The organism is Comamonas sp. B-9 (assembly GCF_000410635.1).
Classification (GTDB): domain Bacteria; phylum Pseudomonadota; class Gammaproteobacteria; order Burkholderiales; family Burkholderiaceae_C; genus Comamonas.
The window spans coordinates 90723-109151 of sequence record NZ_KE148631.1 but is presented as its reverse complement, the minus strand read 5'-3'; the positions used below and the strand labels follow the sequence as shown (position 1 = coordinate 109151).

Here is an 18429-nt window from a genome sequence, read left to right as displayed (position 1 = left end):
AGGCGCTGGCCGGCAACCTGGTCGATGCGCCGTTGAATGCCGCCTTGCCCGATGCCCCGCTGGTGCTGACCGAGCCGGCGCCCCATCCGGCAGCGGCGGACCCGTTGGTGCCGGCGCAGGCCGAGCGCCGGCCCTCGGGCTTGTCGGTCGAGGCCATGGACCAGAAGATCCTCAAGGCCTCGATTCTCAATGGTGCGATCGAGCTGCTGCCCGAGAACCTCTCGACGTTGGCGATCATTCCGCTGCAGATGCGCCTGGTCTACCAGATCGGGCAGAACTATGGCTACGAGCTGGACAAGGGCCATATCAAGGACCTGCTGGGCGCGCTGGGTGTCGGCTTGACCTCGCAGTACCTGGAGCAGGCCGGGCGCAAGCTGCTGGGCGGCTTGCTGGGCAAGGCTGGCAAGGGCCTGCTCGGGGGCCTGGGCCGGCAGGCGGTCAGCAGCGGCATGAGCTTTGCCTCCACCTATGCGCTGGGCCATGTCGCCAACCAGTACTACGCCGGCGGGCGCCAGTTGTCGACCGAGATGCTGAAAAATGCCTACCAGCATGTGATGCAGGATGGCCGCCAGCTGCAGTCGCGCTACCAGGCGCAGATGCAGGAGACCGCCAGCGGCCTGAACACCGCCAAGATCCTGTCGATGGTGCGCGGCGGCCAGTAAACATATATCTAAATGTAACCATCTCTGTAGGTAAAAGCCTGGAGTTTATGCAGGATGATACCGTCAGTATTGTCGGAATATATTGATTGCTGTATTTGGTTTTTGTGACTGAGATAAGCCCAACCCGCCTTCATCGGCGGGTTTTTTTGTCTGAGCGCTACGCCATGAAATCTCTTACAGAAACCAGCACTTATCCCAAATTTCTCCTCTGAAGGAATGCCAATAACAACCGATGAATTTGGCTTGCATTCTGAAGTTGGGGCGGAGATTGGTACGCCTTTCTCAGGCAGTGGGACAGGCGCGCGGAGCTGGCTTTGCTTATAGACCGGAAATAGTCGCGGTTATATGTTATTTCAATAAATTAATTTTAGATTTACCAAAGGTTCGCAGTACGGTTGCCCTTGTGAATAGTTGTGTTGGCATGAGTAATCAGCGGCACCTTTCCTCGCGCGTCGGTTGGTATGGCCTGAGTTGATCTCTCCCCATCCTGGCGTCTTGGCACGGTGCACAAGGAGACGCTATGAACCCGATTGGTGCGCAGAGGACACTCCGCTGTCTGCTGTTTGGAGGGCTCGCGAGCCTGGCTCTCGTCTGCAGTTTTAACGCTTCGGCGGCATCGGCCGGATCCGGCCGGGCCTATGGCCTGCAGGTCACCGCCGATGTGGTGGGGGTGGGGCTCGGCGTCCCGATTGCCGATACCGGGCAGAAAACGGCACCACCGGATTTCAATACCCCCACCTCGGTCGTCAATGCGTCTGTCGCTGCAGGCGTCGCCAATTTGCTGACCGTGCGTACCGGTGTTCTCAACGCCGCCACGCAAAGCAAGCTGGCGCAAAACAGTGTCATGTCTTCGTCCTCCGTCAGCGGCTTGGCCCTCAAGCTCGCCGGGCTGGCGCTGGGGGCAGACACGATCAGTTCGCAAGCCAAGATGTCCTGCGTCAATGGGACGCTGAGGCCAGAGGGCAGTGCGCAAATTCTGGGTGCCTCGGGATCGCTCGCCGGCGTCAGTGTGGCGGCAAACACCCGGGTCGATCTGACGATTGGTGTGCCCACTCTTGGGACCATGGTCGGGGTCGTTCTCCACACCAATGAGCAAACTCTGAGCCCAGACGGCAGGACCCTGAGCGTCAATGGGCTGCGTGTGGAGCTCGTGGCGTCTGCGCTCGGTATTCGCTTGCTCGGCGCATCGGTGATCGTAGGCAACTCCACGGCCACGATGGCCGACTGCGCGCCCACGGTCACCTTGGGTTCCTTGCCCTTGATTACCACCAGCAACCAGGCCGCTATCCCCGTCAGCGGAAGCTGCAGCGCCGGCAGCGGCAATGTGGCCATCAGCTCCACGCCCGCCGGCGTGACCCAGTCGCTGCCTTGCTCCGCCACGGGCAGCTATTCCGGTTCGGTGAACACCACAGCGCTGGCCGACGGCCCCGTGACGCTCACGGCATCACAGAGCCCCGCAGGGCCCACCAGCGCGGCGAGCCAGGCCACGACCAAGAACACGGCCCCGGTATTGCAACCGCCGGTTGTGACGGTCGTCTCTGCGCCCCATATCACCCTGGCCAACCAGGCGTCCTATGGCGTCTCGGGCACCTGCTCGGCGAATGGCGCGGGTGTTGCCATCACCATCGGCGGCGTCGGAGGAGTTACGTCTACTGCGCAGTGCAGCGGCGGCCTTTGGTCCTCTACGGGCCTGAATGTCGCCAGCCTGGCCAATGGGCCAGTCACCGTTGCGGCTTCTCAAACGGTCAGTGGTCTGACCGGCACGGGCAGCCTGCTGACCAGCAAGGACTCGACCGGGGGTGTGCCCGTGGTGGTGGTGACCTCGGCACCTGCGATCACGGCGACAAACCAGACCTCCTACACTGTCTCGGGCACTTGCTCGGTCAATGGCAGCAATGTGACTGTGTTGATCGACACCGTCACTGCCTCGGTACCTTGTACCGGCAATATCTGGGCTGCCGCAGGCCTGGATGTCAGTGGCTTGCTCGATGGCGCCCTCACGGTCACGGCCACGCAAACCGCCAATGGTCAAACAGGAACGGGCAGTCTGGGGACCACGAAGGACTCGGCCGGGGCTATCCCGGTCGTGACCATCAGCCTGGCTCCCGCCATCACGCTGGCCAACCAGGCTGCCTATACGGTTTCGGGCAGCTGCTCGGTCAATGGCAACAATGTGGCCGTGCTGGTGGGCTCGGTCGCTGCCTCTGCGCTGTGTACGAATGGCAGCTGGTCCACGGCCGGCCTGGATGTCAGTGGCTTGCCCAATGGGGCCGTCACGGTCATGGCTTCGCAAACGGTGGGCGCGCAGACCGGATCCGCGACCCTGGTGACCAGCAAGGACGTGACGGGCGCCGTACCCGTGGTAGCGGTGACCTCGGCCCCCGCGATCACGGCGCTGAACCAGGGCTCCTACACGGTCTCCGGTACCTGTTCGGCCAGCGGTACCAACGTGGCCGTGCTGATCGGCTCTGTCGCTGCTGCAGCGCCTTGCAACGGCGGCCTCTGGTCCTCCGCAGCGGTGGATGTCAGTGGCCTGCTCGATGGCACGGTCACGGTGACGGCGTCGCAGACGGTGGGCGGCCAGACGGGATCGGGCAGCCTGCAGACCAGCAAGAACACGGTGGTGGATGCCCCCGTGGTGACCATTAGCTCGGCACCTGCCATCACGGCGCTCAATGAGGGCGCCTATACGGTCTCGGGCACCTGCTCGGCCAATGGCACGAACGTCGCTGTGCTGGTCGGCTCCGTGGCGGCCGCGGCGCCCTGTACGGGCAACATCTGGTCCAGCTCAGGCCTTGATGTCAGCGGCTTGGCGGATGGGCCGGTGCTGGTCTCGGCCTCGCAAACGGTAGGCACGCAAACCGGGTCGGGCACGCTGGTGACAGCCAAGGACACGGCGGGTGTCGCACCCGTGGTGACCATCAGCGCTGCACCCGCCATCACGGCGCTGAACGAGGCAGCCTATACCGTCTCGGGCAGCTGCTCGGTCAACGGTACCAACGTCAGCGTCCTGGTCGGCTCCGTCTCTGCATCAGCGGCCTGCGATGCCGGCCTCTGGACCACCTCGGCGCTGAATGTCGCGGCCTTGCCGGATGGCGCGGTCACGGTGACCGCTTCGCAAACCGCCAATGGCCAAACCGGATCGGGCACGCTGGTGATCGCCAAGGACACGGCCGGGGTCGCTCCTTCCGTGGCCGTCACCTCGGCACCCGCCATCACCGGTGGCAACCAGGCGTCCTATGTCGTGTCGGGCACCTGCTCGGCCAACGGCAGCAACGTGGCCGTTTTGGTCGGCTCCATCGCTGAATCGGCCATGTGCGACGGCGGTGTCTGGGCCACTGCGGGCCTGGATGTCAGTGGCTTGCCCGATGGCGCGGTCACGGTCACGGCCACGCAAACCGTCGGGGGCCAAACGGGATCGGGCAGCCTGGTGACGAGCAAGAGTTCGGCCGGCCTGGCTCCGGTGGTGAGCATCACCTTGGCGCCTGCGATCACGGCAGCGAACGAGTCGTCCTATACCGTCTCGGGCACCTGCTCGGCCAATGGCACGGGGGTGGATGTTCAGGTCGGCACCGTCACTGCCTCGGCGCCCTGCAGTGGCGGCATCTGGTCCACCGCGGGCCTTAATGTCAGTGGCCTGGCCAATGGTGCTGTTTCGGTCGTTGCCGCGCAGACGGTGGGCGGCCTGACTGGCTCGGGGAGCTTGGTGATCACCAAGGACTCGCAGGGACTTGCCCCGGCGGTCACCATCACCTCGGCGCCTGCGATCACGGCGGCCAACCAGTCGGCCTATACCGTCTCGGGCACCTGCTCGGAAAACGGCGTGGTGTTGACGGTGCATGTCGGTGACGTTGCAGCGGTGCCGCAGCCTGTGTGCAGCGGTGGCATCTGGTCGACCGCAGCGATGGATGTCAGTGGCTTGCCCGATGAGATGGTGCTGGTGACGGCCTCGCAGACGCTGAACGGCCAAACCGGATCGGGCAGCGTGGTGACCGCCAAGGACACGGCCGGCATTGCGCCGGTGGTGGTCATCAGCTCGGCACCGGCCATCACGGCAGCCAATGCATCGGCCTATACCGTCTCGGGCACCTGCACGGTGGACGGCAGCAATGTGGCGGTACTGGTCGGCTCGGTTGCGGCTTCGGCCCCCTGCAGTGGCGGCATCTGGACCAGTGCAGCGTTGGATGTCAGTGGCTTGCCTGATGGGTCGGTCACGGTGACGGCCTCGCAAACGGCCGGTGGCCTGACGGGATCGGGCAGTTTGGTGACCGCCAAGGACACGGCAGGCGTTGCACCTTCGGTGGCCATCACCTCGGCAGCGGCGATCACGGCGGCCAACCAGTCGGCCTATGTCGTATCGGGCACTTGCTCGGTCAACGGCATGGATGTCTCCGTTCTGGTGGGCCAGGTCGCGGCAACGGCGCCTTGCAACAACGGCGCCTGGACCAGCGCCGCGATGGATGTCAGTGGCTTGCCCGCTGGGGCGGTGACGGTCATGGCCTCGCAATCGGTCGGTGGCCAAACGGGATCGGCCAGCCTGGTCGTCACCAAGGAGTCGGGGGGCAGCGCACCTGTGGTGAGCATCACCTCGGCGCCTGAGATCACGGCGGCCAACCAGTCGGCCTATACGGTCTCGGGCACCTGCTCGGTCAACGGGGCGGGCGTCGCAGTCCAGATTGGCACCATCTCCGCGTCTGCAGCCTGCAACAGCGGCAGTTGGACCACTGCAGCGCAGGATGTCAGTGCCTTGCCGGACGGCTTGGTGACCCTGACCGCCTCGCAAACCGTGGGCGGCGGAACGGGGGCGGCCAGCCTGGTCATCGGCAAAAACGCGGCCGGCGCGGCGCCGGTGGTGACCATTGGCTCGGCACCCCCCATCACGCTGGCCAACCAGGCGTCCTATAGCGTCTTTGGCAGTTGCTCGGCCAACGGTACGAATGTGGCGGTCCAGGTCGGCAATGTCTCTGCCACTCCCCTGTGTGACGGCGGAAGCTGGTCTGCGTCGGGCCTGGATGTCAGCGCCTTGCTAGATGGCGTGGTCGTCGTGACGGCTGAGCAAATCGTAGGCGGCCTGTCTGGCTCCGACAGCGTGGAGACCACCAAGACCACGGCAGTGGTGGTTCCTGTGGTGGTCATCACCTCAGCCCCTGCAATTACCGCTTCGAATGAGGCCACCTATACCGTCTCGGGCACTTGCTCGGCCAACGGCCAAGCCGTGAGCGTGCTTGTCGGCACGCTACCCGCAACGGCACCGTGCAGCGATGGCATCTGGGCCACCGCGCCCATTGATGTCAGCGGCCTGGACGATGGACAGATCACGGTGCAGGCCTCGCAAGATGCTGGTGGTCAAACGGGAGGGGTCAGCCTGGTGATCAGCAAGGACACGGCCGGCGCTGCGCCCGCGGTGAGCGTGACCTCGGCCCCTGCGATTACGGCAGCCAACCAATCGGCTTACACCGTCTCGGGCACCTGCTCGGCCCATGGTGAAGCGGTAGCGGTTGAAATCGGTACGGTGCCTGCATCGGCGCAGTGCAATGCGGGCATCTGGTCGAGCGCGGCCGTGGATGTCACTGCCTTGCCCAATGGCCCGGTCACGGTGAAGGCCTCGCAGACGCTGAACGGCCAAACCGGCTCGGGCAGCCTGGTGACCAACAAGGACGCGGCTGGGGTGACACCCGTGGTGAGCGTGACCTCGGCACCGGCAATCACGGCGGCGAACCAAGCAGCCTATACCGTCTCGGGCACCTGCTCGGTGGACGGCAGCAACGTGGCAGTCCTGGTGGGCTCGGTATCGGCATCGGCACTGTGCAACGCGGGCATCTGGTCCTCGGCGGCCGTGGATGTCACCGCCTTGCCCGATGGAGCGGTCACGGTGATGGCCTCGCAAACTGCCAATGGACAATCGGGATCCGGCAGCTTGGTGACATCCAAGGACTCGGCAGGCGTCGCTCCTGTGGTGGCCATCACGTCCGCCCCTGCGATCACGGCATTGAATGTGTCGGCGTACTCCGTCTCGGGCAGCTGCTCGGCCTATGCGGAAGCGGTGACCGTCCAGGTTGGCTCGCTGTCCACTTCGGCGCAGTGCAACCTCGGCATCTGGGCCACGCCAGCCATCGATGTCAGTGCCCTGGCCGATGGCTCGGTCACCGTGACGGCCTCGCAGCTGGTTGGCGGCCTGACAGGGTCCGGCAGCCTGATGATTGGCAAGGACACTGCAGGCACGGCCCCCGTGGTGAGCGTGACCGTGGCAGCCACGATCACGGCGGCGAACCAGGCCTCGTATGCCGTCTCCGGTACTTGCTCGGCCAATGGCAGCCCCGTGGCGGTTCAGGTGGGCTCGGTCGCTGCAACGGCCTCCTGCGCGGGCGGCAACTGGGCCGTTACCGGCCTGAATGTCACTGCGCTGGCTGATGGATCCGTCACCGTGACAGCGGCGCAGACCGTCGGCAACGTGATCGGGTCGGGCAGCCTGCTGACCCTCAAGGACACGGCAGGCGTCGCCCCCGTGGTGACGGTGACCTCGGCACCCGGCATCACCGCAGCCAACCAGGCCTCGTATGTGGTCTCGGGCAGCTGCTCGGCCAACGGTAGCACCGTGGCGGTTCAAGTCGGCGCGGTGGCTGCATCGGCGCCATGCGCTGGCAACAACTGGGCCATCCCCGGCGTGGATGTCAGTAGCTTGCCCGATGGCCTGGTGACCGTGACCGCTGCGCAGACGGTTGGCGCCCTGCAGGGATCGGGCAGCCTGGTGACCAACAAGACCACCGGCGCAGTCCAACCCGTGGTGACCATCACCTCGGCACCCGACATCACGGCAAGCAACCAAGCGGCCTATACCGTCGCGGGCACCTGCTCGGTCAACGGCACCAACGTGGATGTCGAGGTCGGCTCGGTGTCCGCATCGGTGCCCTGCACCAGCAACAGCTGGACGACGGCCGCGTTGAATGTCAGCACTTTGCCCGATGGAACGGTCACCGTGACAGCGGCGCAAACGGTTGGCGGACAGTCCGGGTCGGACAGTGTGGAGGTCAACAAGGCCACGGGTGGAGCCATACCGGTGGTGACCATTACGTCGGCACCTGCCATCACGGCAGCCAATGCGTCGGCGTACTCCGTCTCGGGTACCTGCTCGGTGGGCGGCAGCAACGTGGATGTGGAGGTCGGCTCGGTGTCTGCCACTGCGCTGTGCAATGGCGGCATCTGGGCGACCGAGGGCATGGACGTCAGCGGTCTGGCGGATGGATCGGTTGAGGTGACGGCCACGCAAACGGTGGGTGGCCAGACGGGGGTGGGCAACTTTGTGACCAGCAAGGATGCCGCTGGGGTTGCGCCCGCCGTGGCCATCACCTCGGCTCCTGCGATCACGGCAGCCAACCAGTCGGCCTATACCGTCTCGGGCACCTGCTCGGCCGATGGCGCCAATGTGGATGTGCTGATCGGCGGCCTCGCTGCATCGGCGGTTTGCAACAACGGCATCTGGGCCAGCTCGGCGATCGATGTCAGTGGCTTGGCCAACGGGCCGGTCTCCGTGTCGGCGTCGCTGACGGTGGGTGGCCAGACGGGCAGCGGCGGTTTCACGACCAGCAAGGACGCTGCGGGCGTGGTACCTGTGGTGGCCATTAGCTCGGCACCTGCGATCACCGCATTGAACCAGGGGGCTTACACGGTCTCGGGCACCTGCTCGGCCGATGGCGCCACCGTGACCGTGCTGATCGGCTCCATTGCTGCATCGGCACCGTGCAATGCAGGCATCTGGGCTAGCGCGGGTGTGGATGTCAGTGGCCTGGCCGATGGTGCAGTCACCGTCATGGCGTCGCAGACTGCGGGGGGGCAAACGGGATCGGGTAGCCTGGTGACCACCAAGGATTCGGCAGGAGCTGCCCCTGTGGTCGCGATCACGTCGGCTCCATCGATCACTGCAGCCAACCAGACGGGCTATACCGTCTCGGGCACCTGCTCGGCAGAGGGTGCCAACGTCAGCGTGCTGGTCGGCGCCATCGCTGCATCGGCAGTGTGCAATGGTGGCATCTGGGCGAGCGCGCCCATCGATGTCAGTGGCTTGCCTGATGGACCGGTTTCCGTGACGGTGTCGCAGACTGCGGGTGGTAAGACGGGCACCGGCGGCTTTGTCACCAGCAAGGACGCGGCCGGCGCCGCACCTGCGGTGGCCATCACGTCGGCCCCGGCGATCACGGCAGCCAACCAGACGGGCTATACCGTCTCGGGCACTTGCACGGCCGACGGCAGCAATGTGGCGGTCCTGATTGGCTCGCTGTCTGTTTCGGCTACTTGCAACGGCGGCATCTGGGCGGCTCCGGCTGTGGATGTCAGTGGCTTGCCTGATGGACCGATCACAGTGACCGCTTCGCAGACGGCGGGCGGTCAGACGGGCAGCGGCGGCTTTGTGACCAGCAAGGATTCGGCTGGCACCAAACCATCGGTGGCCATTACGTCGGCCCCGGCGATCACGGCAGCCAACCAGACGGCCTATACCGTCTCGGGCAGCTGCTCGGTCAATGGCAGCAATGTGGTGGTGCTGATCGGCTCGCTGTCGGTTACCGCATCCTGCAATGACGGCACCTGGACCACCGGACCTGTGGACGTCAGTGGCTTGCCCAATGGACCCATCACGGTGACGGTGTCGCAAACGGCAGGTGGCCAGACCGGAACCGGTGGTTTTGTGACCAGCAAGGACTCGGCAGGCACCGTCCCTGTGGTGACCGTGACCTCGGCCCCGGTGATCACCCCGGCCAACCAGACGGCCTATACCGTCTCGGGCAGTTGCTCGGCGGCTGGCACCAACGTGGCCATTCTGGTCGGATCCGTCCCTGCATCGGCACCGTGCAACGCTGGCGCCTGGTCCGCCTCGGGCATTGATGTCAGCAGCTTGCCCGATGGTGCGGTCACGGTGACGGCTGCACAGACGGTGGGCAGCCTGACCGGCTCGGGCAGCCTGGTCACCAGCAAGCAGGGCACGACCGCCTCCGTGACGGTCACTGCGGCGCCGCGTATCAGCAGCGCCAACCAGGCCAGCTATGGTGGCGTCTCCGGCAACTGCAGCGCAGCAGCTGGCGCGGTGACGGTGGCCATCGGCAGCGTCAGCAACACGGTGGCCTGCACGGGTGGCAACTGGACCTTGGGCGCTGTCGATGTGCGCAGCCTGCCCGAGGGCACTGTGGTGGTGACGGCATCGCAGGCAGTCGCTGGCACGGTCATCTCCGGCACGCGCAATACCGTCAAGGACACGACGGCGCCTGCGGTCTCGATCACCACGGCAGCGAACATCGACAATGCGAACCAGGACGCCTACAGCCCTGCAGGTACCTGCAGCACCGGTGACGGTATCGTGACGGTGAGCGTAGGATCCATCCCGGCGACGGCGGCCTGTGCCAGCGGTAGCTGGACAGCGCCTGGCATGCGGGTAGGGGCCCTGCCCAATGGCCAGGTGACGGTGACGGCGTCGCAGACCGATGAGGCCGGCAATACCGGCAGCAGCACGCGCCAAGTCACCAAGAGCTCCGACTCGGGTGGCGAACCGCCCGAGCCGCCTGCCGGCCGGATTGCGGCGCAGAGCGGCACCTGGATCGTCAGCGACGAGCTCAATGGGGAGCCAGGTCGCGGCATGGGCATCGATATCCAGGATGGCGTGCTGTTCATGCAACTCTTCGGCTACCGCCAATCGGGTGAACCCACCTTCTTCACGGCACTGGGTAGCTTGCGGGACAACACCGTGACCGCGCCGCTGTACTACTACGAAGGCGGCCGATTCTTTGGCAGCGAGCAGCGCGATGGCCATGAGGCAGGCAGCCCCGGCAATGTGGTGATCACCTTTACCAGCCGCACCACCGGCACGATCCAGTTCCCGGGCGAGCCAGCCAAAGCCATGCAGCGCTTTGACTACGAAGGCACACCAGCGGGTGTCTTCTCTGACCCGGCCTTTGTCGACCGCTGGGCCATGGTCAAGCGCAACAGCAGCACCCAGCCGGTGCGCAGCTGGTGGGCCGATATCGGCACGAGCGAGCAGGTGGCCATGAGCGAGGACTGGGCGGCGACCGCGATGGACTGGCCTTATCCGCCTGGCGTGGCGACGACGGTGCACGGCTTTGGCGGTACCTTGTCGGGCCAGGTGGTGGCGCAATGCAGCTACGGAGGCAAGGGGCTGGTGTTCCGCTGCTCGGGCAACCGGCGCGGTGCCACCGGCGGCCCGGTGATCGCGATGACGATGCAGCGGGAGGTGGACCAGATCAGCGGCACTCTGCAAGAGGGTGGTGGCGATGTGCGGCGCCTGGTGGGCTTCCGCGTGGGACGCGCAGCCTACAGCTGGCAGGACAACCAGAGTGTGCGCACCAGCTACTACGCGCCAGGCTATGCCCCTGAGTCGGGTACCTGGGTGGTCAGCAGCGAGCTGCGCGGCCTGCCCGGACGCGGTCTGTCGATCGAGCTGCAAAAGCCCATCAACAACGAAGACCATATGTTGTTCATGTCGGTCTACGACTATGAAAGCGACGGCAAAGCCACGTTCCACAGTGTGTTGGGCGCGCATGACGCATCCACCACGCCAGAGCCCCATACGCCCGATCTGTCCACGGTCCAGTACCAGGGTGGGCGCTATTTTGGTGGCCCGGCTGCGATTGCCAGCTTCAAGGCCGATGCCGGTCCGACCAGGGCGATCCACTTCAGCGCGCCATCGGTGGGGACGCTGGCCTTCCCGGGTGAAGATCCGGTGCAGATCGAGCGCTTCTACTACGGCGTGAACAAGGGCTCGGCCCAGTCGCTGCGCGGATCCTGGGTGCTGCTGTCGGAGACGGATGCGATGCCCAGCCGCAGCTTCCGCTTCCAGACGCGCGACGCCAACTCGGTGATCGATACCGAATCGGGCTATGTCTGTGTTGCCCAAGTGCTGCGCCAGTTCAACTTCCACTGCACCGGCCCCTCGGGCTCCCCAGCCTTCCGCTTTGTGGCCGGCTTCTATGGCGCCAGTACCGGCATTGTGGGAGACGCCGAGGATGCACCGGCCATCACCGTGGTGCGGGTGACCGATCCAAACGGTGAGAGAGTGCAGGCAGGCGACTGAGGAGGGGGCACCGCTGGGCCGGCCGGTCCTGAACCGGCTGGGCCTAACCCGGCCGGACCCAGCAGCGGCCTCTGACCCCGCATCACCGGACGCGGGGATGCTGCCTGATCGGCATGACATCTATGCCGGCAGCTAAGAACCTGTTCAAAGTCTCTACGCAGCCGCGTTGGAGTGCAATCGGGATGAGTTCGAAGGGATGGAACGCAGCTTGCACCGGGGTGCAAGCAAGGGCCAGCGCGCAGAAATCGCCCGATTTCACTCCAACCCTTAGGGACCGTGGCTTTGCGGGCGGTCTGCGTCGTTGCAAATCCTCGCAATAGCTGGGCTATTGCTGCCGTATTGCGCCTCGCATCCCATCTCGCAAAGACGCTGTCGCGGCGCGAGGAGACTTTGAACAGGTTCTCAGGCCCACTGTAAGCCGAGGCCTTGATTTGGAGGTGGACGGCGCTGTCAGTGCTGTCAGACAGCGCCGAATCACGCACAGCCTGTGGCCTGCCTGGGGGAGCGCCAGCGACCCTACCCGCCCTCGGTGGCGGGTTTTTTTGTGTGAACGGTTGCCGCTGGATCGCCTTACAGAAAACAGCACTTAACCGCAATTTCTCCTCTGAAAACCTGCGGCCGAGGACGGGGAAATACGGCCAGAAATCGCGGGTTTGGCCAGGTCCTATGCCGCCGCCGATAGGGCAGCCGCCGACCGGCGTTGCTGTAACAGACCATAGGCCAGAACTAGCTGTGCTTATAAGTGAGTTCAATAAATTAATTTACCGTTTACCAAAGATTCGCAGTACCTTCGCCCTTGTGAGTAGTTGTGTCTGTATGAGTAATCAGCGGCACCGGTCCTCGGCCGTCGTTTGGTAGGGTCTGCGTCGACCACACCACATCTGGCGTTCTGGCAAGGTGCAGAAGGAGACGCTATGAACCCGCTTGGTGCACAGAGATCCCTACGCCGTCTGCTGTACGGAGGGCTCGCGAGCATGGCCCTGGTCTGCAGCTCCGCCGCCCTTGCGGCATCCTCAGGCGCCGGGCGGGCCTATGGCCTGCAGGTCACGGCCGATGTGCTCGGGGCCGGGCTGGGAATCCCATTTGCGGATACCGGATCAAAGACTGCACCACCGGATTTCAATACGCCCATGTCGGTTGCCAGTGTCGGGGTGACGGCCGGGGTCAATCTTCTGAGCGTGGGGACGGGCGTCATCAACGCCTCCACCCAAAGCAATCTGGCGCAAAACAGTGTGGTGTCGGACACCTCCGTTGACGGCTTGAACCTGTCGCTGGCGATGCTGTCCCTGGGTGCCAATACCATCAGCTCGCAAGCGCGCATGGCCTGTGTCAACGGCCTGCCTGTGGGCTCGGGTGATGCCCAGATTCTGGGCGGAACGGGTGCGCTCAGCGGCGTCAGTGCTGCGGTCAACGGCCTGGTCAACCTGACCGTTGGTGTGCCGGGCTTGGGCACCGAAGTCGGCGTCAAGCTCTACACCAATGAACAAAGCCAAAGCGGCACTACCATGAGCGTGACGGCGCTGCGCATCGAGTTGGTGGCCAAGGCACTGACCCTTCCCTTGCTCAGTGCGTCCGTCGTCGTGGGCAACTCCACCGCGTCGATGCCCGACTGCAAGCCCACCGTCACGCTCAATCCCCTGCCGGCGATCACCGCCAGCAACCAGTCGTCCCTGCCCATCAGCGGCAGCTGCAGCGCCGGCAGCGGCAATGTGGCCATCAGCTCCAACCCTGCAGGGGTGAGCCAGTCGCTGCCTTGTTCCGCAGGCGGCAGCTATGCCGGTGCAGTCAACGCACAAGGCTTGCCCGATGGCACGGTGACGATCACAGCCACGCAGACGGCCTCCGGGCAAAGCAGCTCGGCGAGCCAGTCGACCAGCAAGAACACGGGCTCGGTGCCGCAGCTGCCGGTGGTGGCTGTCGTTGCGGCGCCCCAGATCACGGCAGCGAACCAGGCCACCTACACGGTGTCGGGCACCTGCTCGGCCAACGGTGAAGCGGTGGCTGTCATGGTGGGCTCCGTGTCCGTATCGGCGCTGTGCGGTGGTGGTGTCTGGTCGGCCTCGGGCATCAACGTAAGCGGCCTGCCCGATGGCGCGGTGACCGTGACGGCTTCGCAAACCGTGGCTGGCCAGACCGGATCGGGCAGCCTGGTGACCGGCAAGGATGCGACCGCCCCTGCGGTGGCGATTACCTCGGCGCCGGTGATCAATGCGGCCAACCAGTCGTCGTACGGCGTGGCGGGCAGCTGCTCTGAAAACGGGGTGGCGGTCACGGTGCGCGTGGGGATGGTGGCCGCTGTGCCGCAGCCTGTCTGCAGCAGCGGAATCTGGTCCACCTCGGGCATGGATGTCAGCGGCCTGCCGGCCGGCGCAGTCACGGTGACGGCGATGCAGACCGATGCCGCGGGCAACACCGGCAATGCCAGCCGCACAACCAGCAAGGACAGCAGCGCAGCCGCCGTCACGGTGGTGGTGGCGCCGCGTATCAATAGCGGCAACCAGGCCAGCTATGGCGGCGTCTCTGGCGCCTGCAGCGCCGCTGGTGGCGCGGTGACGGTGGCCATTGGCAGCATCAGCAACACGGCGGCCTGCACGGGTGGCAACTGGACCTTGAGCGCTGTCGATGTGCGCAGCCTGCCCGAGGGCACGGTGGTGGTGAAGGCCTCGCAGACGGTGGCCGGCACGGTCATCTCCGGCACGCTCAACACCGTCAAGGACACGACGGCGCCTGCGGTCTCGATCAGCACCGCGCCGACCATCGATACCTCGAACCAGAATGCCTACAGCCCAGCGGGCACCTGCACCAGCGGCGACGGCGCGGTCACGGTGAGCGTGGGATCCATCAAGGTGACGGTGGCCTGCGTCAACGGCAGCTGGACGGCGCCTGGCATGCAGGTGGGCGCCCTGCCCAAGGGGCCGGTCACGGTGACGGCGTCGCAGACCGATGAGGCTGGCAATACCGGCAGCAGCAGCCGCGAGGTGACCAAGACCTCGGACCCCAATGGCGAGCTGCCTGCAGGTCTGATTGCAGCCCAGAGCGGCACCTGGATCATCAAGGACGAACTCAATGGGGAGCCGGGTCGCGGCATGGGTATCGACATCCAGGACGGCGTGCTGTTCATGCAGGTCTACAACTACCGTGCCACGGGTGCGCCCACCTTCCACACGGCGCTGGGCAGCTTGCACGACAACACGGTGACCGCGCCGCTCTACTACTACGAAGGCGGGCGCTTCTTTGGCAGCGAGCAGCGCGATGGCCATGAGGCGGGCAGCCCTGGCAATGTGGTGATCACTTTCACCAGCCGCACAACCGGCACGATCCAGTTCCCAGGGGAGCCCACCAAGGTGATGCAGCGCTTTGACTACGAGGGCACGCCAGCGGGCGTCTTCTCCGACCCGGCCTTTGTCGACCGCTGGGCCATGGTCGAGCTCAACAGCAGCAACCAGCCGGTGCGCAGCTGGTGGGCCGATATCGGCACGGGCGAGCAGGTGCCCATGAGCGGCGAATGGGCGGCAGCAGCCATGGCCTGGCCCTATCCCGCCAACGCGGCGACGACCGTTCATGGTTTTGGCGGCACCTTGTCCGGCCATGTGGTGGCGCAGTGCAGCTACAGCGGCGCTGGCCTGGTGTTCAACTGCGCGGGCAACCGCACAGGCGGCGCAGGCAGTGGTGCCGTGGTGTCGCTGACGCTGCAGCGTGGCGTGGACCAGATCAGCGGCTCGCTGCAGGAGGGGGGTGGTGATGCCCGGCGCCTGGTCGGTTTCCGCGTCGCTCGCGCGGCCTACACCGCCCAAAACAACCAGAATGTGCGCACCAGCTACTATGCACCGGGCTATGCTCCTGAATCGGGCACCTGGGTGGTCAGCAGCGAGCTGCGCGGCCTGCCTGGCCGAGGTCTGCCGATCGAGCTGCAAAAGCCTGTGACCAGCGAGGACCATATGCTGTTCATGTCGGTCTATGACTATGAGAGCGATGGCCAGGGCAGCTTCCACAGCCTGCTGGGCGCGCATGATGCCTCCACCACGCCAGCGCCCAATACGCCCGATCTGTCCACGGTGCAGTACCAAGGGGGGCGCTACTTTGGTGGCCCGGCTGCGATTGCCAGCTTCAAGGCCGATGCCGGTCTGACCCGGTCGATCCACTTCACGGCGCCATCGGTGGGAACGCTGGCCTTCCCCGGCGAGCAGCCGGTGCAGATCGAGCGCTTCTACTATGGCGTCAACAAGGCCTCGGCCCAGTCGCTGCGTGGATCCTGGGTGCTGCTGTCGCAAACGGATGCGATGCCCAGCCGCAACTTCCGCTTCCAGACGCGCGACGCCAACTCGGTGATCGATGCGGACTCGGGCTATGTCTGTGTTGCCCAAGTGCTGCGCCAGTTCAACTTCCACTGTACCGGCCCCTCGGGCTCCCCGGCCTTCCGCTTTGTGGCCGGCTTCTATGGCGCCAGCACCGGCATTGTGGGCGATGCCGAGGATGCGCCAGTCATCACCGTGGTGCGGGTGACCGATCCAAACGGCGAGATGGTGCAGGCGGGCGACTGAGGAGGGGAACCGCTGGTCTGGCCGGACCTCAACCGGCTGGACCTCACCCGGCCGGACCTGACCCGGCCGGACCTGACCCGGTGGTAACTCAGCGGCGGCCGCTGACCCCGCAGGGCCAGGCCCGGGCCGGACCTGTTAAAATGCCCCGGCGCCATGCACTACAGAGCAACGGTTTCGCAGAAAAAGCCTGCAAACCGTTGTTTTTTATTGCCTGCGCCACAGACGCGGGCCGGGCATCGCTCATGCATGCTGGCAGCGACGAAGACCGTTTCGCATCCCGGGCTTGTGCCCGCTGGGGTGCGGGGCGTGAGCCAGCAGGCCTCCTGCTGGCTTTTTCTTCGTCTGTGGTCGACAAACCGGGCACAATGTCCGATATTGTGGATATTGCGCCGCTCGGGTGGGTGGCGCATGGAGAGTCGCCAACCTGGCCCCGCATTGGTGGCTGTGCTGGCGCCTTGTGCAGAGCGATGCGGCGTGCCGTGTCATCAGGCGTGGGGTTGGCGAGCGCAAGCGGGCGGCCCCCATTTAGGAAGGTACAGAACATGCCCAGTTACAACCCACCCTTTGAGATCCATGTCCACGGACAAGTGCTGCTGCGTGCCGATGTCGGCTTTGACCAGCTGCAAGAGGCCTTGAAACCGCTGTGGGCCTATGCGGGCGCCAAGTCGCTGGTCGAAGGATCCGAAAGTGCCTACGACGAAGAGCCGGGTATCTTGTTCGAGCCCAAGGACCATGTGCTGCAGATGTGCTGGACGGTGCGCGGCGATGATGATTTTCGCCAGTCGCTGGACGACATGTGCATGAACCTCAACGAGCTGGCCGACCAGGGCGCCGCGATCGAGGTCACCTTCTACGACGCCGAGTTCGACGACGAAGAGCAGGACCGCAGCGCCGAGTCGCGCGATGACTTCATGATGCTGTTTGTGGGCCCGACGCCGGCGGCCATCATGCAGGTGCAGCGCGACATGCTGGTGCAGGATGTGGTGAGCACGATGGAGCGCCACTTCGATGCCGGCGAGCTCGTTGGTGTGGTTGGCGAGATCGACAAGCTGTTCAGCCAGCGCTTTGATGCGCTGGTCGATTCGCTCGAGATCGGCAAGCCGCCACGCGGCACCGGTGGCCCAGGAGGCCCCGGCGGCCATGGGGGTGGCGGACGCCGCCCGCGCCACCTGCACTGAAAATAGCGCTGCGTCCACTGGGCGCGGCATCTCTTTGGAATCCCAAGGCAGCCGCTGTGCTGCCTTTGCTGTTTGCTTGAACCATGTCCAGCCCTGTCTTGCTTCCCTATCTGCAGTCCTACCCCGCCAGCTTGCAGCAGCAGGCGGGCAATCTGCTGCAATCGGGCAAACTGGGCCAGTGGCTGCTGCAGCGCCACCCGCAGCCGCACCAGATGCGCTCGGACAAGGCCTTGCATGCCTATGTGATGGGCCTTAAGGGCGAGCACATGCGCAACAGCGCGGGCCTGGCCAAGGTGGTGTATGACAGCAAGCTGCAGCTGGTCTACCAGGCGCTGGGCATCCATGTGCGCAGCGGCAAAAACCATGGCGGCAAGACGCAGTCGCGCCATGAGATCCGCATTGGCAGCCTGTTCAAGCATGCGCCCGAGGCCTTTTTGCGCATGATTGCCGTGCATGAGCTCGCGCATCTGCGCGAGTCCGACCACAACAAGGCCTTCTACCAGCTGTGCGAGTACATGGAGCCGTCCTACCACCAGCTGGAGCTGGAGGTGCGCCTCTACCTGACCTGGCTCGACCAGGGCGGCCACCGGCTGTGGCAGCTGGGGGCGGATGCGGCGGACAGCGCCGGCTGATCAGTCCGCAGCCTGGCAAAGCTGCGGCGGCAATCCCAGCCACTGCGCAGCGGCGTATTGCAGCGCCGCCAGCTCGCCGGTCGTCGTCAGGCGGCAGGCCTCGTCAGCGCTGGGCGCCTGCGCGGGCTTGCGCAGCATGCCGGTGGCATGCAGCAGGCTGTAGGTGCGGCGGGGCACGGGGGTGGCCGGGTCGATCAGCGCCACCTGGTCGCCCACCAGCGCGCGCAGGGTATCGGCGGCAAAAATATAGTGCGTGCAGCCCAGCACCAGGGTGTCGATCTGGCCGGGTTGTGCGCCAAAGTCGCCCATCGCGGCCAGGTAGGTCTGGCACAGGCCCTGGAT

At 65.3% G+C, this 18429-nt stretch carries 5 protein-coding genes and 1 pseudogene; 5 read left to right on the top strand and 1 reads right to left on the bottom strand.

Annotated features, from left to right (window positions below):
* The 5 genes from H928_RS0118040 to H928_RS0118020 all read left to right on the top strand — a co-directional run.
* Positions 1-662 (top strand): GTPase (locus H928_RS0118040; RefSeq protein ID WP_021027757.1); only part of this gene is annotated, 662 nt, incomplete at its 5' end.
* A 520-nt stretch (positions 663-1182) separates the two neighbouring features.
* Entirely contained in the window at positions 1183-11736 is a 10554-nt protein-coding gene (locus tag H928_RS0118035) for a hypothetical protein (protein WP_021027756.1), read from the top strand.
* A 914-nt stretch (positions 11737-12650) separates the two neighbouring features.
* On the top strand, positions 12651-16277 hold the full coding sequence (locus tag H928_RS30280) for a choice-of-anchor P family protein (protein ID WP_148293216.1): 3627 nt from the start codon (positions 12651-12653) through the stop codon (positions 16275-16277).
* Between the two features lie 542 nt (positions 16278-16819).
* Complete coding sequence (locus H928_RS0118025; RefSeq protein WP_021027754.1) at positions 16820-17455, top strand: DUF6806 family protein; 636 nt, start codon at positions 16820-16822, stop codon at positions 17453-17455.
* Between the two features lie 83 nt (positions 17456-17538).
* Positions 17539-18087, top strand: coding sequence for a YgjP-like metallopeptidase domain-containing protein (locus H928_RS0118020; protein ID WP_021027753.1), 549 nt, complete (start codon positions 17539-17541; stop codon positions 18085-18087).
* On the opposite strand, the pseudogene H928_RS33590 reads toward H928_RS0118020, so the two are convergent.
* Positions 18088-18429 (bottom strand): annotated as a pseudogene (locus H928_RS33590) (glutamate racemase); the annotation flags it as partial.